Origin of the sequence: Modicisalibacter radicis (assembly GCF_900961225.1) — a bacterium.
In the GTDB taxonomy this organism is placed as follows: domain Bacteria; phylum Pseudomonadota; class Gammaproteobacteria; order Pseudomonadales; family Halomonadaceae; genus Modicisalibacter.
This window is the reverse complement of the sequence record NZ_CAAHFN010000022.1, coordinates 17,967-38,215: the sequence shown is the minus strand read 5'-3', so window position 1 is coordinate 38,215 and position 20,249 is coordinate 17,967. Positions and strand designations below refer to the sequence as shown.

The following is a 20,249-nucleotide window of genomic DNA, read 5'->3' as shown; positions in this document are numbered from 1 at the left end:
ATGGACGAAGCCTCGACAGCGCCGATCAGGGTGTTCCAGCTGGGTCGCCGGCCTTATCTGCCGGTATGGCAGGCGATGCGCGAGTTGACCGATACGCGCGATGGCGACACCCAGGATCAGTTGTGGGTCGTGGAGCATGAACCGGTCTTCACCCAGGGCCAGGCGGGCAAGCCGGAGCACCTGTTGCTACCCGGCGAGATTCCGGTGGTGCAGACCGACCGGGGTGGCCAGATCACCTATCACGGCCCCGGGCAACTGGTCGTCTACCCCCTGCTCGATGTACGGCGCGCCAGGATCGGCGTGCGCGATCTGGTCACCGCCCTGGAGCAGGCGGTGATCGGCGTGCTGGGCGACGAGGGGGTCGAGGCGCATGCGCGCCCCGACGCGCCGGGGGTGTATGTCGGTGAGGCCAAGATCGCCTCGCTGGGGCTGCGCATTCGGCGCGGAGCCAGCTTCCATGGGGTGGCGCTGAACGTGACGGGCGACCTGTCGCCTTTCCAGCGCATCAACCCCTGTGGCTATGCCGGGATGCAGATGGTTCGGGTCGCCGATTTCGTCGAAGGGCCCTGCCTGGCGAGCGTGGCGCAGGCGCTGGTCGCGCATCTCGCGCGGTTGCTGGGCCGGGACACCGAGGCGGCGGCACCCGGCGAGTTGCCGGCGCACTGCCTGGCGCAGGGGCTATCAAGCAGTGAATCGGTGGTCTAGGGGCGGGGGCTGATCGCCCGCCCGCTGGTGTGCGGCAGGCGCCCGGGAGCGCTCGGGCCTAGCCGACATTGATCGCCGGAATGATATCGGGGTCGGGCTCCTGGCCCGGCACGGCGGCGGGCGCGGCGAGCCCCAGGTTGTTCTTCTCGAAAACGCGATCGGCCCGGTAGCTGGAACGAACCAGCGGGCCGGCCGCCACTTCCATGAAGCCTTTTTCCAGGCCCAACTGGCGATAGCGCTCGAATTCGTCCGGCGTGACCCAGCGCTCCACCGGCAGGTGGTTCTTGGTGGGGCGCAGGTACTGGCCGAGCGTCACGATATCCACGCCGATGGCCTTGAGGTCGTCGAAGGTGGCGAGGATCTCGTCGTCGGTTTCGCCCAGCCCCAGCATCAGGCTGGTCTTGGTCAGCACGTCCGGGCGATGGCGCTTGGCGTGGGCCAGCACGTCCAGGGTCTTGCGATAGCCGGCCCGGGGATCGCGAACCCGCGAGGTCAGTCGCTCCACGGTTTCGACGTTCTGGGCGAAGACCTCCAGCCCCGAATCCACCACGGCTTCCACATCCGACTCTCTGGCGTCGAAATCCGGCGTCAGCGCTTCGACCACGACCTCGGGGGTGCGCGTCTTGATGGCGCGGATGCAGGCCGCATAGTGGGCGGCGCCGCCATCGTCGAGATCGTCGCGGTCGACCGAGGTCAGGACGATGTAGCGCAGGCCCATCAGTTCCACCGACTTGGCGGTGTTCTCGGGCTCCTCGTGGTCCAGCCAGCCTCGCGGGTTGCCGGTATCCACGGCGCAGAAGCGGCAGGCGCGAGTGCATACCGAGCCCATCAACATGATGGTGGCGGTCCCGTTGCTCCAGCATTCGCCCATGTTGGGACAGTGCGACTCGGCGCAGACGGTGCTCAGGCGATGTTCATTGACGTTGCGCTTGACCGCGTCGAAACGCTCGCCGCCCGGCATCTGGATGCGCAACCAGGGTGGCTTGCGCCCGGTGGCCGCACTCTCCTCGGCCTGCTTGCGCTGCTTCATGCCGTCCTTGATCACGGACATGCCGCGTTCGTTGCGGTACTTCTCGCCGCTGGATACGGGCTGCGAAGGCTTGTCACTCATATCGGACCTGACTCTCTGATCGGCCTGTTCGGCGATGTGGGCTGCCATGCTCGGCGCGTCTATGGACCCAATTTATCACATTCACCCGCGTGCCGGCACATCAACTGCCATGGGTGGCGGGCAGTGGCAGGCAGACCACCGAGTGACCGGGCATCGGCTCGAGCGGGGCCTTGAAATGCGCGTTGAGCTCGGGCAGCAATTCGCGCAGAAAGCGCATGAACAGTTCGGTCACCGGAGTCGGGTAGCGATCCTTGGGATAGACGGCGCACCACGAGCGCTTGAGCGGGAAACCCGGCAGCGCGGGCGAGGCCAGCAGGCCCGAGGCCAGCTCCAGCTGCACCGCCAGGCGGGGCAGGACGGCTACCCCGAGGTGCGCCATGACGCCCTGCTTGATCGCCTCGTTGGTGCCCAGCTCGATGGTGTGCGCCAGCGAGACCCGCTCGCGGGCGGCATACTCCTCGAAGGCGGTGCGGGTACCCGAGCCGGGTTCGCGCATCAGCACGTAGTGACGCGCGAAATCCTCGAAGGTCGGCCTGTCGTCGGTGAGCAGCGGATGGCCGGGCCAGACCACGGGAATCATCTCGTTGTCGAGAATCGGCATGAAGGCGAGGTTGGCATCGTCCGGCACCATGCCCATGATGACCAGGTCGTCGCGGCGTTCGGCGAGGCGCTCCAGGGCCTGGCCGCGGTTGCACACCCGCAGGCGAATCTGTACTTCGGGGTAGCGGGCGCGAAACCGCGCCAGGATGTGCGGCACGACATATTGCGCGGTGGAGACCGCGGTCAGATTGAGTTCGCCGCGGATGGTGCCGGCCAGCTCGGAGAGTTCCATCTGCAGGCTCGATACCTGGCCGAAGATCGACTGCACCGTGGCTGCCAGGGCGTCGGCGGCCGGCAGCACGTGCAGCGTCTTGCCGGCGTACTTGAACAGCGGCTGTTCCAGGGCCTGCTCGAGCTGCCGGATCTGCGCGCTGACCGCCGGTTGGGTCAGGCCCAGTTGCTCGGCGGCACGCGAATAGGACTGCTGGCGATGCACGGCCTGGAAGACCTGAAGCTGGCGAAAGGTCAGGCGATTGAGCAGATGGGGGCGCGACATGACAGTTTCCGCGTTAGAGGTATAAGCCGTCCCTTATAGGTTGGCAAAAAAATATCAATTTTTCTATTGGTACCCTGCCGGGTAGCGTAAAGGCACATCCAGACACGGTCGATGCCGCGTGCGGGCAACTCACTAGTGTTTCGCATGGCCACCGTGGACGCAACCCAAGAGGATCGCCTGTGTTCCGGAAACTGTTGATCGCCAATCGCGGCGAGATAGCGGTGCGGATCGTGCGCGCCTGTGCCGAGATGGGCATCCGCTCGGTCGCCGTCTATACCGAACCCGACCGCTTCGCGCTGCACGTCAAGCGCGCCGACGAGGCCCATTTCGTCGGCGACGATCCGCTGGCCGGCTACCTCGACCCGCAACGTCTCGTCGATCTGGCCCGCGAAACCGGCTGCGACGCCATCCACCCCGGCTACGGGTTTCTCTCCGAGAACGCCGAGCTGGCGCGAATCTGTGCCGAGGCCGGGATCGCCTTCGTCGGCCCGGCGGCGGCGGTGATCGCACGGATGGGTGACAAGACCGCCGCGCGTGCGGCGTTGCGCGAGGCCGGCGTGCCGGTCACCCCGGGCTCCGAGGGCAATCTGGCCAGTTGCGACGAGGCCCTGGCGCTGGCCGAGTCGATCGGCTATCCGGTGATGCTCAAGGCCACTTCCGGGGGCGGCGGTCGCGGCATTCGCCGCTGTGACGACGCCGCTCAGCTGCGCCAGGCCTGGGAGCGGGTGATCTCCGAGGCCACCAAGGCCTTCGGCAGCGCCGACGTGTTCATGGAAAAATGCGTGGTCGAGCCTCGCCACATCGAGGTGCAGGTCCTCGCCGACCGCCACGGCAACATCATCCACCTGTTCGAGCGCGACTGCTCGATCCAGCGCCGCAACCAGAAGCTGATCGAGATCGCTCCCAGTCCCCAGCTGACCCCGGAGCAGCGCGCCTATGTCGGTGAACTGGCGGTGCGCGCCGCCGAGGCGGTGGGCTACGAGAACGCCGGGACCGTGGAGTTCCTGGTCAGGGGCAACGAAATCTACTTCATGGAGATGAATACCCGGATTCAGGTCGAGCACACCATCAGCGAGGCGATCACCGGGGTCGACATCGTCCGCGAGCAGATCCGCATCGCGGCCGGGCTGAAACTGGCGTTTCGCCAGGAGGACATCCACCACCACGGCTACGCGATCCAGTTTCGCATCAACGCCGAGGACCCCAAGAACGACTTCCTGCCGTCGTTCGGCCGCATCACCCGCTACTACGCCCCGGGCGGCCCCGGGGTGCGCACCGATACCGCGATCTATACCGGCTACACCATCCCGCCGTACTTCGACTCGATGTGCCTCAAGCTGATCGTCTGGGGGCTGACCTGGGAAGAGACGCTGAATCGCGGCATCCGCGCGCTCAACGACATGCGCCTGCAGGGGGTCAAGACCACCGCGCCCTACTACCAGGAGATCCTGCGCCACCCGGATTTCCGGCGCGGCGAGTTCGACACCGGCTTCGTACCGGCGCACCCGGAACTGCTCAACTACTCGGTGAAGCGCAACCCCGAAGAGGTCGCCCTGGCCATCGCCGCCGCGATTGCCGCCCACAGCGGATTATAAGGAGTCCTGGATGAACCCCGAACGCGTCAACATCACCGACGTGGTGCTGCGCGATGGCCATCAGTCGCTGATCGCCACTCGCCTGCGCACCGAGGACATGCTGCCGATCTGCCCCCAGCTCGATGCGATCGGCTTTCACGCTCTGGAAGTGTGGGGCGGGGCGACCTTCGATGCCTGCGTGCGTTTCCTCAAGGAGGACCCCTGGGAGCGGCTGCGCCGGCTCAAGGCGGCGCTGCCCGAAACGCCGCTGCAGATGCTGCTGCGCGGTCAGAATCTGCTGGGCTACCGGCACTACGCCGACGACGTGGTCGAGCGCTTCGTCGCCAAGGCCGCCGATGACGGCGTCGACATCTTCCGGGTGTTCGACGCGCTCAACGACCTGCGCAACCTGGAAACCGCAATGCGCGCGGTCAAGGCCAGCGGCAAGCACGCCCAGGGCACGCTGTGCTACACGGTCAGCCCGGTGCACACTCTGGAAATGTTCGTCGAGCAGGCCCGGCGGCTGGTCGACATGGGGGCCGATTCGATCGCCATCAAGGACATGGCGGGCCTGCTCACCCCTTACGCCACCGAACGGCTGGTGGCGGCGCTGGTCGAGGCGGTGGGCGTGCCCATCCATCTGCACGCCCATGCCACCTCGGGGCTTTCGTCGCTGTGCCACCTCAAGGCCGTCGAGGCGGGCTGCCGACACATCGATACCTGCAATTCCGGCTTCGCCGGTGGCACCAGCCACCCGTCCACCGAAGCGATGGTCGCCGCTTTCGCCGGCACCGGTCACGACACCGGGCTCGATCTCGAGGCGCTCAAGGAGGTCGGCGACTACTTCCGCGAGGTGCGCAAGAAATACGCTGCCTTCGAGAGCGAGTTCACCCGCGAGGATGTCTCGGTGCAGATCAACCAGGTGCCGGGCGGGATGATGTCCAACCTGGCCAATCAGCTCAAGGAACAGAACGCGCTGTCGCGGATTCGCGAGGTGTTCGCCGAGATCCCGCGGGTGCGCGCCGATCTCGGCTACCCGCCGCTGGTCACGCCGACTTCCCAGATCGTCGGCACCCAGGCGGTGATGAACGTGCTCACCGGCGAGCGCTACAAGGCCATCACCAACGAGGTCAAGCGCTACCTGCAGGGCGGCTACGGCCAGCCCCCGGCCGAGGTCGACGCCGAGATCCGGCGCCGGGCGATCGGCAACCAGCCGGTCGAGGAGGGGCGGCCGGCCGATCTGCTGGCACCCGAGATGGAGCGCCTGAGCCGCGAGATCGGTGAGCTGGCCGAGGGCGAGGAGGACGTGCTGACCTTCGCCATGTTCCCTGAGCTGGGGCGCGATTTCCTGCAGGGACGGCGCGACGGCACCCTCAGCCCCGAGCCGTTGCCCGCGCCCGATGCCGCGGCGGGGCGTCCGGCAACCGAGGGTGTCCCGACCGAATTCGTGATCGACGTGCATGGCGAATCCTACGAAGTGCAGATCACCGGCGTGGGGCGCAACACCGGCGGCAAGCGTCAGGTCTACCTGACCCTCGACGGCATGCCCGAGGAGGTGGTCTTCGAGGCCAAGGACGATTATGTCGGCGCCGCGACGCCGGGGCGCGCCAAGGCCAGTGCGCCGGGGCATGTCACCACCTCGATGCCGGGCAACATCGTCGATGTGCTGGTCACCGTCGGCGAAACTGTCGAGGCCGGCCAGCCGGTACTGGTCACCGAGGCGATGAAGATGGAAACCGAAGTCCATGCCCGGGTGGCCGGCACCGTGCAGGCCGTTCACGTTGCGCGTGGCGATCGCGTCACCCCGGGCGAAGTGCTGGTCGAGATCGACTGAGTCGTGCGCCGGCCGGCCCGGGCGAGCGGCTGACGGCGCGCGCGGCGAACCGGCGATGCGCGTCGGGACTTGCAACTGGCGCAGGGACGGCTAGTAGTTAAGGTGAGCAAACGTCAGCCCACTTCGGAGAAGACAGCATGGATGACAAGCATCGTAGTGACGAACTGGCCCGCCTGGTCGACCAATGGTACAGCCAGGCGCGCCGCGTCGATGGCCGCAGCGCGCTGATGGGCGGTGCGCTCGGGCTGTTGCTGAGCAGCCGCCACGGGCGCGGCGTGCTCGGCAAGGCCCTCAAGTACGGGCTCGTGGCCGGGGCCGGGGCACTGGCCTGGCAGGCACGCAACGAGCGCGAGCGTAGCGCCTCGCTTCCGGAACATGAAGCCAGGCGGGGGCCTGGCGACGGAGCGCCGGCCGGGGCGCCGGACGAAACTCTCACGACGCGACGCGACGATCCCGAGCCGCCGCTGGTGCCCTGAAGTCGCGACAGCGTTTCAAGCGGGCCGGCGGCCGGTGCCGGCATGGCGGTCCGTCAGGCGCTGACGGCCGCCGCGCGGCAGATGCCGCGCTTTCGCTTGCGTATGCCTTCCAGGCGCCGCCCGATGCCGCCCGGCCGCGCCATTATCCGAAATGAACCCGCAATCGAGTGCTATTGTCGGCTGCACGACAGGCGATATGGCGTTACCCTTATCTTGCAGTGCAGCAAAGCCATTACGGGAGCTTTCACCATGTTGCCTCTTTATGCCTCCATGGCGCAGGCGGCCTCGACCTTCTGGGATCCGCTGGGGATCGGTCGCGCCGCCATCGACTACTGGCGTGACACCGCCGAGCGCAGCGTGCTCTATCTGGACGTCATGCGACAGCGGGGAAACCAGTACCTCGAGCACATGGAAAAGACCCGCCCCAGCGTGCTGGGTTTCGAGACCGAGATGCTGTTCGACGGTCGGGATCTGCCGCGTCCGGTCAATTACGAGCTGATGCGCGTGCTGCCGCCCGACGGCATCGACATCGACGAGGACATGCGACCGTTCGTGGTCGTCGATCCGCGCGCCGGTCATGGGCCGGGCATCGGCGGCTTCAAGCCCGACAGCGAGATCGGCGTGGCGCTGCGTGCCGGCCACCCCTGCTATTTCATCGGCTTTCTGCCGTTTCCGGTGCCCGGTCAGACGGTGGAGGATGTGGTCGAGGCGGAGGCGCATTTCCTGCGCCGGATCATCGAACGCCATCCGCAGACCGACGAGAAGCCGATGGTCGTCGGCAATTGCCAGGCCGGTTGGCAATTGATGATGGCGGCGGCGCTGGAACCCGATTGCTTCGGCCCGATCCTGATCGCCGGCGCGCCGCTGTCCTACTGGGCCGGCGAGCGTGGCAAGGCGCCGATGCGTTATTCCGGCGGCATGCTCGGCGGTAGCTGGCTGACCGCCTTCGCCAGTGATCTGGGGGCGGGCAATTTCGATGGCGCCTGGCTGGTGCAGAACTTCGAGAAGCTGAACCCGGCCAATACGCTGTGGAGCAAGCAGTACAACCTGTTCGCCAACGTCGACAGCGAGTCGCGTCGCTACCTGGAGTTCGAGCGCTGGTGGGGCGGGCACGTGGTCCTCGACGGCGCCGAGATCCAGTACATCGTCGACAACCTGTTCATCGGCAACCGGTTGAGCAGCGCCCAGCTGCAGACCCGCGACGGGCGGCGCATCGACCTGCGCAACGTGCGCTCGCCGATCGTGGTGTTCTGCTCGAAGGGCGACGACATCACGCCGCCGCCACAGGCGCTGGGCTGGATTACCGACCTCTACGGCAGCGTCGACGACATCCAGGCCAACGGCCAGACCATCGTCTATTGCGTCCACGACACCACCGGTCATCTGGGGATCTTCGTCTCGGGCAGCGTCTCGCGCAAGGAACATACCGAGTTCACGGCGAACATGGACTATATCGACATCCTGCCGCCCGGCCTCTACGAGACCACGGTCAACGAACGCCCCGCCAGCGAGCCCGAGCGGCAGCACGTCGACGGCGATTACCTGCTCGAGTTCACCCCGCGCGATCTCGACGACATCAACGCCATTGTCCAGCCGATTCATGAAGATGAGCGGCGCTTCGCCACCCTGGCGCGGGTCTCGGAGATCAACCTGGGGCTCTACCAGCGCTACGCGCAGCCCTGGATGCAGGCGATCATGACCCCCGAGGCGGCGCGCTGGATACGCCGCATGCATCCCATCCGGCTGGGCTACAAGCTGCTCTCGGATCGCAACCCGGCCAGCGTTCCGCTGCCGGTGATGGCCGATTACGTCAAGGCCAATCGTGCGCCGGTCGGCGGCGACAATCCGTTCCGGGTCGCCGAGGGCATGTTCTCGGATCAGGTCGTCAACGCCTTGAACGCCTTTCGCGACGTGCGCGACCGGGGCATCGAGGCGCTGTTCCTGAAGACCTACGGTCAGCCCTGGCTGCAGACGCTGGCCGGGCTCGGCGTCGACCGGGGCGAGGTGCCCAACCGCCGTCCCGGGCTCGAACCCGAGCACAGCCGCTTCATCGCCCAGCGCATGGAAGCCTTGCGCGGCAGGATCGCCGAGGGCGACAGCCACCATGCGGTGATGCGTGCGCTGATCTTCGTGCTCGGTGGCGCGCCGTCCACCGACGAGCGCAACTTTCAGCGACTCAAGGAGACGCGTGCCCAGATCGAGCCGGATATCGATCTGACCGCGTTCAAGGCGCTGGTCCGCGAACAGTTCTTCATTCTCAAGCTGGATTCGCTGGCGGCGCTGGAGGCGCTGCCGAGGCTGCTCGAAGGCCAGAATGCGCAGGCCATCGACGCACATCTTGCGCATATCGAGCATGTCGTCGAGGCCAGTGCGCCACTGTCCGAACGGACCCGGGCACGCCTCGGCCGGGTGCGCAACCTGTTCGAACGGGCCAAGCCGGAAACGCCACCCGAGCCGGCGCTCGAGGGGCAAGGCGAGGATGGCGCCGATGCGCCCTCAGCCAAGCCCGTCGCCGCTGGCGATGCGTCCGGGCGTGGCTCGGCAACCGGCAAGACGGGCGAAGCGCCGGCGGCCGATGCCTCGACCGACGGCTCGTCCAGGCGAACGGGCAAGCGTGGCGCGAAGGCTACCCGGCACGGTACCGGCAAGACACCCGCCCAGGGAAGCGACACGCCCCCGGAAAGCGGCGACAGCTGACGCCTGCGGGCCTGGCCGGCAGGCCGCAGCGATCGAAAAACGCCCTGACCCGCATCGCGGGGCAGGGCGTTTCACGGAGTCCAGGGTGGCCGAGGGTTCAGCGCGCGGCCAGCCAGTCATCGGCATCGGGCGTGGCGATGTCGTAATCTTCCGCCAGGTAGGCCGAGCTGATCATGAAGTCGGCGCTGGCGGCGTTGCAGGCGACCGGGATGTTCCACAGTGCGGCCAGGCGCAGCAGCGCCTTGACGTCGGGGTCGTGGGGCATCGGCGAGAACGGGTCCCAGAAGAAGATCAACAGGTCGAGACGCCGTTCGGCGATGCGTGCGCCGATCTGCTGATCGCCGCCCAGAGGCCCGCTCATCAGCCCTTCGACCGTGAGTCCCAGGTCCGCCGCGACGCGCTTGGCGGTGGTGCCGGTGCCCACCAGCTGGTGGCCGGCGAGCGTCTCGCGCCAGCGGCCCGCCCATTCGAGCAGCTCCGCCTTCTTGGCATCGTGGGCGATCAGCGCGATGCGCTTGCGTGCCGGCAGCGTGCGACGAGCCTGGCGCCGGGGGCGTTCGGGGCCGCTGACCGCGCCGCTCATGAGAGCGCTTCCAGGTCGAGGATCTTCATCGAATTGGTGCCGCCATGGGCATTCATGTGATCGCCGCGAGTCAGGATCACATGATCGCCGGGCTCGGCGATGCCGCGGTCGCGGATCAACCGCAACGCCCGTGCGTCGAGTTCCTCGGCGGGGATGTCGGTGGTATCGAACGGCAGCGAGACCACGCCGCGATACAGCGCCATGCGCCGCTGCGCGATGGGGCTGTGGGCAAGCCCGACGATCGGCAGCCCCGAGCGGATCCGCGAAGCGATCAACGGCGTGTAGCCGGTGGCGGTCATGCAGGCGATCGCCGCAACGCCGGCCAGATGGTTGGCGGCGTACATCGCCGACAGCGCCACCGTCTCGTCGATCCGGGTGAAGTCCTCGTGGATGCGGTGCTTGGACTCCTGGATGCTGCGCTCGCGCTCGGCGCCCAGGCACAGGCGCTGCATCGCCTCGACGGTCTCGACCGGATAATCGCCGGCGGCGGTCTCGGCGGAGAGCATCACCGCATCGGTGCCGTCGAGCACCGCGTTGGCGACGTCGAACACCTCGGCGCGGGTCGGCAGCGGCGAGGTGATCATCGACTCCATCATCTGGGTGGCGGTGATGACCGCCTTGTTGAGGCTGCGCGCGCGCTGGATCAGGCGCTTCTGGACGCCGATCAGCTGGGCGTCGCCGATCTCCACGCCCAGGTCGCCGCGTGCCACCATCACCGCCTCGGAGGCGCGGATGATGTCGTCCATCACCGCGGGGTCGGCGACCGCCTCGGCGCGTTCGATCTTGGCCACCAGGCCGATCTCGGCACCCGCCTCGCCGAGCAGTTCGCGGGCCAGCTGCATGTCGGCCGCCGAGCGCGGGAACGACACGGCGAGATAGTCGACGCCGATATCGATGGCGGTCTTCAGGTCCTCGCGGTCCTTGTCGGTGAGGGCCGCCGCCGACAGGCCGCCGCCCTGCTTGTTGATGCCCTTGTTGTTGGACAGCTTGCCGCCGACGCGTACCTTGGTATGGACCCGCGGCGGCTCGACCTCGACCACCTCCAGTTCGAGGCGGCCATCGTCGAGCAGCAGCACGTCGCCGGCGCTGACGTCGTCGGCCAGGGTCTTGTAGTCGCAGCCGACCTGGGAGGCGTCGCCGGCATCGCGCCCGAGCGACACGTCGAGGATGAACGCCTGGCCCTCCTCGAGCGTGACCGGGCCGTCGGCGAACCGGGCGATGCGAATCTTCGGGCCCTGCAGGTCGCCGAGCGCGGCGACGCTGCGGCCGTGTCGCTCGGCGGCCTCGCGCACCGCGCTGAGGCGGCGGCGATGATCCTCGGCCGAGCCGTGTGAAAAGTTCAGGCGTACCACGTCGACACCGGCGCGGATGAGTTCGTCGAGCACGCCCTCGCGATCGCTGGCGGGGCCCAGGGTGGCGACGATCTTGGTGCGGCGAAGGGGGGCGTGGCCGTGCAAGGCGTCCGGCATGAGAAGCTCCTTACTGCTCGGTACTGTCTCTATAAAGGTGGCAACGATCGACCGCCATGCAAGGCTTTTTGCGTTGAAGCGTGTTCACAAGGCCCTGGCGGCGCGTGCCTTCGATAAAATGTAGTCATTTTACTACATCATAGTACAGCACGTTGCCGCCCGGGGTGAAAGCCGTCCGAAGCATGCCCCCTCGGGGGCGGGTCGCAACCATGCCTGCCGCCGAAGCAGGCTTGCGCGAAGCCTGGCCGCGCGGCTAGTGTCATGAAAACCCGCGCCGGGCCCGCCTCGAACGAGCCGTCATGCGGCGACTGGCGCCAAGCGGATGGCTGGGGTAGGGTAAGCGCATTTTGTCACCGGCGTTCGCGTCCGGTACGTCGCACACGTCGCCGCGTCATGCATGCGGACTCGACACGTAGAAAGTGGAGCACTATGGGCAAGTCACTGGTCATCGTTGAGTCGCCAGCCAAGGCCAAGACGATCAACAAGTACCTCGGCAACGATTTCATCGTGAAGTCGAGCGTCGGCCATATCCGCGACCTGCCGACCAGCGGCTCCGGCAAGAATGCCAGCGATCCCAAGGAGCGGGCCCGGCAGGCCGCGGCGACACGCAAGATGTCGCCCGAGGAGAAGGCCGTCTACAGGAAGCAGAAGTCCTGGCATCAGCTGGTGCGGCGCATGGGCATCGATCCGGAGCATGGCTGGCAGGCCAACTACGAGATCCTGCCGGGCAAGGAGAAGGTCGTCGACGAACTGGCCAAGCTGGCCAAGAAGGCCGACACCATCTATCTCGCCACCGACCTGGACCGCGAGGGGGAGGCGATCGCCTGGCATCTGCGCGAGACCATCGGCGGCGACGCCGAGCGCTACAAGCGGGTGGTGTTCAACGAGATCACCAAGAACGCCATCCAGGAGGCCTTCAAGGAGCCGGGCAGTCTCAACATGCCGCGGGTCGAGGCGCAGCAGACTCGGCGTTTTCTCGACCGGGTGGTCGGTTTCATGCTCTCGCCGCTGCTGTGGAGCAAGGTCGCCCGCGGGCTGTCCGCCGGTCGCGTGCAGTCGGTGGCGGTGCGCCTGATCGTCGAGCGCGAGCGCGAGATCCGGGCCTTTGTCCCCGAGGAGTTCTGGGACGTGCATGCCGATCTGGTGCCGGGGAACGGGGCGGACAAGGCCGAGCCGGTCCGTTTCGAGCTGGTGCGCCAGGATGGCAAGCCGTTCCGGCCCACCTCCGAGGCCGAGACCCTCGAGCGCATCGCAGCGCTTCACAAGGCCGATCTCGAGATCACCGCCCGCGAGGAGAAGCCGACCCGCTCCAAGCCCAACGCACCGTTCATCACCTCGACCCTGCAGCAGGCCGCCAGCGGCCGGCTGGGATTCTCGGTGAAGAAGACCATGACCCTGGCCCAGCGTCTCTACGAAGCGGGCTACATCACCTACATGCGTACCGATTCCACCAACCTCTCCCAGGAAGCGGTGGGCAACGTGCGCGACTACATCGAGGGTCAGTTCGGCAAGCGCTACCTGCCCGAAGCGCCGCTGCGCTATTCGAGCAAGGAGGGCGCCCAGGAGGCCCACGAGGCGATCCGCCCCTCCGACGTGACGCGTACCGCCGCCGACCTGGCCGGCATGGAGCGCGACACCGAACGGCTCTACGAGCTGATCTGGCGTCAGTTCGTGGCCTGTCAGATGACCCCGGCCGAGTATCTGTCGACCACGCTGACCGTCGAGACCCAGGGTTTCGAGCTGCGCGCCAAGGGCCGCGTGCTCAAGTTCGACGGCTACACCCGGGTCATGAAGCCCACCGGCAAGAAGGATGAAGACCAGACGCTGCCCGATCTGGCCGAGGGCACCGCGATGCGCCTGGAACGGCTCGATCCGCAGCAGCACTTCACCAAGCCGCCGGCGCGCTACACCGAGGCGAGCCTGGTCAAGGAGCTGGAGAAGCGCGGCATCGGCCGGCCGTCGACCTACGCCTCGATCATCTCGACGATCCAGGATCGCGGCTATGTCAAGCTCGAGAGCCGGCGCTTCTATGCCGAGAAGCTCGGCGACATCGTCACCGACCGGCTGGCCGAGTCGTTCAGCGATCTGATGGACTACGGCTTCACCGCGCGCATGGAGGACAGCCTCGACGAGGTCGCCGAAGGCGAGCGCAACTGGCGGGCGCTGCTCGATGCGTTCTACGCCGAGTTCAGGGCCAAGCTGGAGCGCGCCGAAGGCGAGGACGGCATGCGCCCCAACCAGCCGGTGCCCACCGACATCGACTGCCCCAAGTGCGGGCGCAAGATGCAGATTCGTACCGCCTCGACCGGCGTGTTCCTGGGCTGCTCGGGCTACAACCTGCCGCCCAAGGAGCGCTGCAAGACCACCATCGACCTGATTCCCGGCGAGGAGGCGGTCGCCGCCGAGGCGGGCGAGGACGCCGAGACCGACGCGCTGCGCGCCAAGCATCGCTGCCCCAAGTGCGGCACGGCGATGGACAGCTACCTGATCGACGAGACCCGCAAGCTGCATATCTGCGGCAACAGCCCCGATTGCGACGGCCACGAGATCGAGACCGGCAAGTTCAAGCTCAAGGGCTATGAAGGGCCGACCATCGAGTGCGACAAGTGCGGCAGCGACATGCAGCTCAAGTCCGGGCGCTTCGGCAAGTACTTCGGCTGCACCAACGAGAACTGCAAGAACACCCGCAAGCTGCTCAGAAGCGGCGAGGTGGCGCCACCCAAGATGGATCCGATTCCGATGCCCGAGCTGGCCTGCCAGAAGGTCGACGATCACTACGTGCTGCGTGACGGAGCCAGCGGGCTGTTCCTGGCCGCCAGCCAGTTTCCCAAGAACCGCGAGACCCGCGCGCCGCTGGTCGCCGAACTCCAGGCGCATGCCGGGGAGCTGCCCGAGAAGTACCACTTCCTGCTCGAGGCCCCGGCCGAGGACCCCGATGGCCGGCCGGCGCAGATCCGCTTCTCGCGCAAGACCAAGAGCCAGTACGTGATGACCGACGAGGCAGGCAAGGCCACCGGCTGGAAGGCGACGTTTGATGATGGCCGCTGGCAGATCGAGGACAAGCGCAAATGACCCCGCGGGGACGCACCAACCAGCTGCTCTACCAGGCCGAGTTGCTGCTCGCCTGCGCGCCCGGCGAAGACGAGCATGCCGCGGCGCGGCGCATGGCCGTCGAGGAGGGCGCGCTGGCGCTGGCCGAGCTGGCGCTCGACGCGGCGCTGCGCGAGCTCACCGAACACGCCGCGCTGGCCCGTCACGACTGGCGGGAGCTGCTTGGCGAGCAGGGCGAGGACGTCGCCGAACTGCGTCGCCTGCGCGTGCTGCGCGACGACCCGGACAGCTGGCTTGCGACGCTCTGTCAGCGCCTGCATGCGCTTCACGATGTCGAGGGCGCGGCGCGGCGCGAAGCGAGCGAGTCGCTGATCGTGGCGGCCGACCGGATGCCGCTGGCCGAGGAGCTGCGCTGGTGCCTGGGCGCTTTCAAGGCCGAGCTCGCCGCACTGCGCGAAACCAGCGTCGAATGGTGACGCGCGCGTGCCGTGAGTGTTAGGCTGACGATGGAAAACAACGACCATGGCCGTATGCCGTGGTCGTTTTTTGTTGCCGTGGTGCGATGCGCCATGGCGCAATGAATCGAGGTGACCGTGTCAGAGACCGCTGTTTTGGAAATCGTCGAACTCGCCGATGGCGAGTTCGTGCTGCGCCCCGCCGACGAAGGCGAGGGCGAGCCGCTGTTGAGCATCCGCATCTCGGATGAGGCCGCCGAGCTGTTGCGCCAGAGTCGCTTCGAGGTGGCCCGCAAGATGATCGATCATGCGATAACCCAGACCACCCTGTGGGAAGGCGAGAAGGAGGAAACGCCGCTTCCCGAGACGATGCATTGAGCGGTGGTTGAGCGCACGCGTCTCGCTGCATGAATTTCATTCATGCGAGACCTGAGCGGTATCCGTTAGCCAACTCACGGCGACCCCGGCATAGTGTGTCCGTCATTCAGTCATGGAGCCGCACTTATGCAACCTCGCAACGAGTCGCACCGTTCTGACGCGTCGCTCAGTTCCAACGAGGCCCGGGTCCGCGCCCCCTTTCGTGCCGACACCGTCGGCAGTCTGCTGCGCAGCGAGCCGCTCAAGCAGGCGCGTCGCGACCATCAGGCCGGCGTGCTCGACGCTTCCGCGCTGCGTGGCGTCGAGGACGAGGAGATCCGTCGCATCGTCGCCAGGCAGGAGCAGATCGGCCTCAAGGCGGTGACCGACGGCGAGTTCCGGCGTGCCTGGTGGCACTTCGACTTTCTCGATCGTCTCACCGGCGTCGAGGGCTACGAGGCCGAACAGGGTATCCAGTTCCAGGGCGTGGCCACCAAGGCCCGCAGCGTGCGCGTCATCGACAAGCTGGGCTTCGCCGACGATCATCCGATGCTCGACGACTTCCGTTTTCTCGACGGGGTGACGCGCACGGCGACCGCCAAGATGACCATACCCAGCCCCAGCGTGCTGCATTTCCGGGGCGGCCGGCGCAACATCGACAGCGGGGTCTATCCGAGCCTCGACGGCTTCTTTGCCGACCTGGCCGACACCTACCGCGACGCCATTCGCGGCTTCTACGCCGCGGGCTGCCGTTACCTGCAGCTCGACGATACCGTGTGGGCCTACCTGTGTTCGGCCAAGGAGCTCGAGGCGGCCCGCGCGCGCGGCGACGACCCCGACCACCTGCAGCGGATCTACGCCGAGGTGCTCAACCACGCCCTGGCCGGTCGCCCCGACGATCTTCACGTCAGCCTGCACGTGTGCCGCGGCAACTTCCGCTCGACCTGGATCAGCGAAGGTGGCTACGAGCCGGTCGCCGAGACGTTGTTCGGCAAGGTCGACGTCGATGCCTATTTTCTCGAATACGACACCGAGCGCGCCGGTGGTTTCGAGCCGCTGCGCTTTCTGCCCGAGGGCCACAAGCAGGCGGTGCTGGGGCTTGTCACCACCAAGAGTGGCGAGCTGGAATCCGGGGAGGCGCTCGAGGCGCGGATCGCCGAGGCGAGCCGTTTCGTCGCCCGCGACCAGTTGTGCCTGAGCCCGCAGTGCGGCTTCGCCTCCACCGAGGAGGGCAACCTGCTCAGCGAGGAGGAGCAGTGGGCCAAGCTCGCGCGGGTCGTCGAAATCGCCCGGCGCGTCTGGGACGATGCCTGACTGCCGGTAGCCTGGAACGCGGAGCGGCACGGCGACGATGCTGCAGAGAGACTATGCTGCAGAGAAGCAATCCGCTCCACGATCCGAGGTAATGCCATGCATCTGCGCATTGGTTACGAAATCGTCTATGAATGTCCGCAACCGGTGCCGATGATCCTGATGACCCACGTGCACTATTCGCGGGCCTCCGATCTGCTGGCGCCGGATTACCTGATCACCACCCCGTCGCTGCACACCGAGCCCTATCGCGATTCGTTCGGCAACTGGTGCGTGCGGCTGGTGGCACCGGCCGGGCGCACCACGATCAGTGCCGACGCGGTGCTCGTCGATTCCGGACAGCCCGAGCCGGAACAGCGCGGGGCGCGCCAGCTGCCGGTCGAGCAGCTGCCGGCCGAGACGCTGCTCTACCTGATCGGCAGTCGCTACTGCGAAACCGACCGGCTCTCGGAATTCGCCTGGCAGCGATTCGCCGGTGGCCCGACCGGCTGGGAGCGGGTCCAGGCGATCTGCGACTACGTGCACGATCACATCACCTTCGGCTACCAGTATGCCCGGCCGACCAAGTCGGCCTGGGACGTCCACAACGAGCGCGCCGGGGTGTGTCGCGACTTCGCCCACCTGGCGGTGACGCTGTGCCGGGCGATGAATATTCCGGCGCGTTACTGCACCGGCTATCTCAGCGACATCGACATACCGCCGCCGCACGCGACGATGGATTTCCACGCCTGGTTCGAAGCCTATCTCGACGGTGCCTGGCATACCTTCGATCCGCGCAACAACGACCGTCGCGTCGGGCGGGTGTTGATCGCCCAGGGGCGTGACGCCGCCGACGTGCCGATCGCCAATACCTTCGGGCCCAACACGCTGGTCTCGTTTCGCGTCTGGACGCACGAGAACGAGGGACCGGTGCCGGTCGGCGCTTCCTGATGCCGGCCATCAAGCGACGAGACGACGCCATGGAGCGCGTGGCGATTCTGGTCGACGTGCAGAACGTCTACTACACCACTCGCCAGGTATTCGGCCGGCATTTCGACTACAACGCCTTCTGGGCGCAGGCCGCCGCCGGGCGCGAGGTAGTCGCGGCCTATGCCTACGCGGTCGATCGCGGCGACGACAAGCAGCGCCAGTTCCAGAACATCCTGCGCGGCATCGGCTTCGAGGTGAAGCTCAAGCCCTACATCCAGCGCCGTGACGGCTCGGCCAAGGGCGACTGGGATGTCGGCATCACCCTCGATGCCGTCGAGCTCGCCGAGCGCGTCGATCGGCTGGTGCTGGTCTCCGGCGACGGCGACTTCGCGCTGCTGGTGCAGCGCATCCGTCAACGCTTCGCGATCCCGGTCGACGTCTACGGCGTCGCCAGGCTGAGCGCCGAGGCGCTGATCCGTTCGGCCTCGGCGTTCACCGCCATCGACGCGCCGCTGTTGCTGGCCCCGAGACCCGCTCAGACTTCGCGGTGACGCTTCATCCAGTTCACCAGTCCGCCTTCGAGCAGCATCTCGACCTGGCGTGGCGTCATGTCGTGACGCAGTGTGATCCCGCCGTTGTCGCTCTTCGCGGTGACGCGATCGCCTTGGGTCAGGACCTCGCGCAGGTCCTCGAAGATCAGTGTCTGACCGGCCTCCAGGGCGTCGTGGTCGGCGGGATCGTCGAAGCGCAGCGGCAGCACGCCGAAGTTGATCAGGTTCTGCCAGTGGATGCGCGCGAAGCTCTTGGCGATGACCACGCGCAGGCCGTTGTAGCGCGGCGCGATGGTGGCATGCTCGCGGCTCGAGCCCTGACCGTAGTTGCGTCCGCCGATGACGCAGTGATCGCCGCTGGCTTCGGCTTTTCGGGGGTACTCCGCGTCGATGCCGCGAAAGCAGAACTCGGCGATGCGCGGGATGTTGCTGCGGTAGGGCAGTACCTCGTTGCCGGCGGGCATGATCTCGTCGGTCGACACGTCATCGTCCATCTTCAACAGCACCGGGAGTTCCAGGCGCTCGCCGATCGCCTCGAATTCGGGTAGCGAGGCGATGTTGGGTCCCTTGATCAGCTCGACCCTGCGCGCCGCGTCGGGCGCCAGCGGCGGCATCAGGTTGCGGGTGTCGATGATGGGATCGTCGGGCTCGCCGACGTGCGGGTAGGCGAAGTCGAGATCGCGCGGATCGCTGATCACGCCGTTGAGCGCCGAGGCGGTCGCGGTCTCGGGACTGCACAGGAAGACCCGGTCCTCGCGGGTGCCCGAGCGGCCGGGGAAGTTGCGTGGCGTGGTGCGCAGGCTGTTGCTGTCGTTGGCGGGGGCCTGGCCCATGCCGATGCAGCCGTTGCAGCCGGCCTGGTGCAGCCGGCCGCCGGCGCCCAGCAGGCTGAGCACGTGGCCGTCGCGATCGAGGGTCTCGAGAATCGAGCGCGAGGTGGGGTTGATGTCGAACGATACCCAGTCGCTGACCTGGCGGTCCCTGAGCATTTCGGCGGCGATCGCGAAGTCGCGATACCCCGGGTTGGCCGACGAACCGATGTACGCCTGGGAGAGGCTCTCGCCGGCGATTTCGCGTACCGGCACCACGTTCCCGGGGCTCGATGGCCTGGCGATCAGCGGCTCCAGCCGCGACAGGTCGATCTCCTCGTCGATGTCGTAGCGCGCCCCCTCGTCGGCGGCGAGCGGGCTGTAGTCGTCGCCGCGACCCACCGCCTCGAGGAAGCGCTTCACCGCGTCATCGGCGGGGAACACGCTGGTGGTGGCTCCCAGCTCGGCGCCCATGTTGGCGATCACGTGGCGATCCATCGCCGACAGACCCTCGAGCCCCGGGCCGTGGTATTCGATGATCCGCCCGATGCCGCCATCGACACCGTGGCGGCGCAGCATCTCGAGGATCACATCCTTGGCGCTGACCCAGTCGGGCAGCTCACCGGTCAGCCTGACGCCCCAGATCTCGGGCATCTTGAGATGGAAGGGCTCGCCGGCCATGGCCATCGCCACGTCGATGCCGCCGGCGCCGATCGCCAGCATGCCCATCGAGCCGGCGGCCGGGGTATGGCTGTCGGAGCCCAGCAGGGTCTTGCCGGGCTTGCCGAAGTGCTGCTGGTGAGTGGGGTGGCTGACCCCGTTGCCGGCCCGCGAGAACCACACACCCAGTCGCGCAGCGGCACTCTGCAGAAAACGGTGGTCGTCGGGGTTCTTGTTGTCCTCCTGAATCAGGTTGTGGTCGACGTACTGCGCCGAAAGCTCGGTCTTGACGCGCTCGAGGCCCATCGCTTCGAGTTCGAGCATCACCATGGTGCCGGTCGCATCCTGGGTCAGCGTCTGGTCGATGGCGAGCGCGATCGCCTCGCCCGGAGCCATCCTCCCCTCGACGAGGTGAGCGTCGATCAGCTTGTGTGCCACGTTCATGGCCATCGGGTCTGCCTCCTTTCATGCCGGCCCGCAGCGCACCGGTTGCGATGCGGCCAGGCGGGTTCGTGTCCTTTCCTTACCAGTGTAGAAAACTGGACGGCGTAGCCAACTCGCCGCCCCCCGACTAACGTTGCAGGCCGCAATGGCTGACGTT

16 protein-coding genes are annotated in these 20,249 nt (G+C 67.1%); 11 read left to right on the top strand and 5 right to left on the bottom strand.

All coding sequences use genetic code 11. The annotated features are described in order from the left end of the window. Positions 1–705 carry a lipoyl(octanoyl) transferase LipB gene (gene lipB / locus HR9077_RS00995; protein WP_136064219.1) on the top strand — a complete coding sequence of 235 codons (705 nt, stop codon included), beginning with the start codon at positions 1–3 and terminating at the stop codon, positions 703–705. 58 nt (positions 706–763) lie between these two features. On the opposite strand, the gene lipA is transcribed toward lipB, so the two are convergent. After that, positions 764–1,816 carry a lipoyl synthase gene (gene lipA / locus HR9077_RS00990; protein WP_136064217.1) on the bottom strand — a complete coding sequence of 351 codons (1,053 nt, stop codon included), beginning with the start codon at positions 1,814–1,816 and terminating at the stop codon, positions 764–766. Positions 1,817–1,916: 100 nt separating this feature from the next. Further along, positions 1,917–2,912 carry a LysR family transcriptional regulator gene (locus HR9077_RS00985; protein WP_136064215.1) on the bottom strand — a complete coding sequence of 332 codons (996 nt, stop codon included), beginning with the start codon at positions 2,910–2,912 and terminating at the stop codon, positions 1,917–1,919. A gap of 179 nt (positions 2,913–3,091) precedes the next feature. Here HR9077_RS00985 and HR9077_RS00980 point away from each other — a divergent pair, with 179 nt between their 5' ends. The 4 genes from HR9077_RS00980 (at position 3,092) to HR9077_RS00965 (ending at position 9,493) form a co-directional block, all read left to right on the top strand. Beyond that, on the top strand, positions 3,092–4,507 hold the full coding sequence (locus HR9077_RS00980; protein ID WP_136064213.1) for an acetyl-CoA carboxylase biotin carboxylase subunit: 1,416 nt from the start codon (positions 3,092–3,094) through the stop codon (positions 4,505–4,507). Positions 4,508–4,517: 10 nt separating this feature from the next. Further along, positions 4,518–6,320, top strand: a complete 1,803-nt coding sequence (gene oadA, locus HR9077_RS00975) for a sodium-extruding oxaloacetate decarboxylase subunit alpha (RefSeq protein WP_136064211.1) — start codon at positions 4,518–4,520, stop codon at positions 6,318–6,320. Positions 6,321–6,457: 137 nt separating this feature from the next. Further along, complete coding sequence (locus HR9077_RS00970; protein WP_136064209.1) at positions 6,458–6,796, top strand: DUF533 domain-containing protein; 339 nt, start codon at positions 6,458–6,460, stop codon at positions 6,794–6,796. A 249-nt stretch (positions 6,797–7,045) separates the two neighbouring features. Then, positions 7,046–9,493, top strand: coding sequence for a DUF3141 domain-containing protein (locus tag HR9077_RS00965; RefSeq protein WP_136064207.1), 2,448 nt, complete (start codon positions 7,046–7,048; stop codon positions 9,491–9,493). A 97-nt stretch (positions 9,494–9,590) separates the two neighbouring features. Here the strand turns inward: HR9077_RS00965 and HR9077_RS00960 are convergent, their stop codons facing one another. Both HR9077_RS00960 and pyk read right to left on the bottom strand, forming a co-directional pair. Continuing rightward, positions 9,591–10,076, bottom strand: coding sequence for a methylglyoxal synthase (locus tag HR9077_RS00960; RefSeq protein ID WP_136064205.1), 486 nt, complete (start codon positions 10,074–10,076; stop codon positions 9,591–9,593). Further along, positions 10,073–11,545, bottom strand: coding sequence for a pyruvate kinase (gene pyk / locus HR9077_RS00955; protein WP_136064203.1), 1,473 nt, complete (start codon positions 11,543–11,545; stop codon positions 10,073–10,075). Before pyk ends, HR9077_RS00960 begins: the two co-directional genes overlap by 4 nt. Positions 11,546–11,974: 429 nt before the next feature. Here pyk and topA point away from each other — a divergent pair, with 429 nt between their 5' ends. The 6 genes from topA to HR9077_RS00925 all read left to right on the top strand — a co-directional run bounded on the left by topA (position 11,975) and on the right by HR9077_RS00925 (position 18,179). Next, the gene (topA, locus tag HR9077_RS00950) at positions 11,975–14,617 is read left to right on the top strand and encodes a type I DNA topoisomerase (RefSeq protein ID WP_136064201.1); all 2,643 of its coding nucleotides are present in this window, start codon (positions 11,975–11,977) and stop codon (positions 14,615–14,617) included. Further along, on the top strand, positions 14,614–15,072 hold the full coding sequence (locus tag HR9077_RS00945; protein ID WP_136064199.1) for a DUF6586 family protein: 459 nt from the start codon (positions 14,614–14,616) through the stop codon (positions 15,070–15,072). The genes topA and HR9077_RS00945 overlap by 4 nt, the downstream gene beginning before the upstream one ends. 117 nt (positions 15,073–15,189) lie before the next feature. Beyond that, positions 15,190–15,429, top strand: coding sequence for a hypothetical protein (locus tag HR9077_RS00940; RefSeq protein WP_136064197.1), 240 nt, complete (start codon positions 15,190–15,192; stop codon positions 15,427–15,429). Positions 15,430–15,555: 126 nt separating this feature from the next. Next, on the top strand, positions 15,556–16,722 hold the full coding sequence (locus HR9077_RS00935; RefSeq protein ID WP_136064195.1) for a cobalamin-independent methionine synthase II family protein: 1,167 nt from the start codon (positions 15,556–15,558) through the stop codon (positions 16,720–16,722). Between the two features lie 96 nt (positions 16,723–16,818). After that, positions 16,819–17,649, top strand: a complete 831-nt coding sequence (locus tag HR9077_RS00930) for a transglutaminase-like domain-containing protein (RefSeq protein WP_136064193.1) — start codon at positions 16,819–16,821, stop codon at positions 17,647–17,649. A 29-nt stretch (positions 17,650–17,678) separates the two neighbouring features. After that, on the top strand, positions 17,679–18,179 hold the full coding sequence (locus HR9077_RS00925) for a LabA-like NYN domain-containing protein (RefSeq protein ID WP_136064413.1): 501 nt from the start codon (positions 17,679–17,681) through the stop codon (positions 18,177–18,179). Here HR9077_RS00925 and HR9077_RS00920 read toward each other — a convergent pair. Beyond that, positions 18,164–20,098 (bottom strand): aconitate hydratase, encoded by a 1,935-nt coding sequence (locus HR9077_RS00920; RefSeq protein WP_136064191.1) that lies wholly within the window; start codon positions 20,096–20,098, stop codon positions 18,164–18,166. The two genes, HR9077_RS00925 and HR9077_RS00920, sit on opposite strands and share 16 nt — an antisense overlap. Positions 20,099–20,249 lie beyond the last annotated feature (151 nt).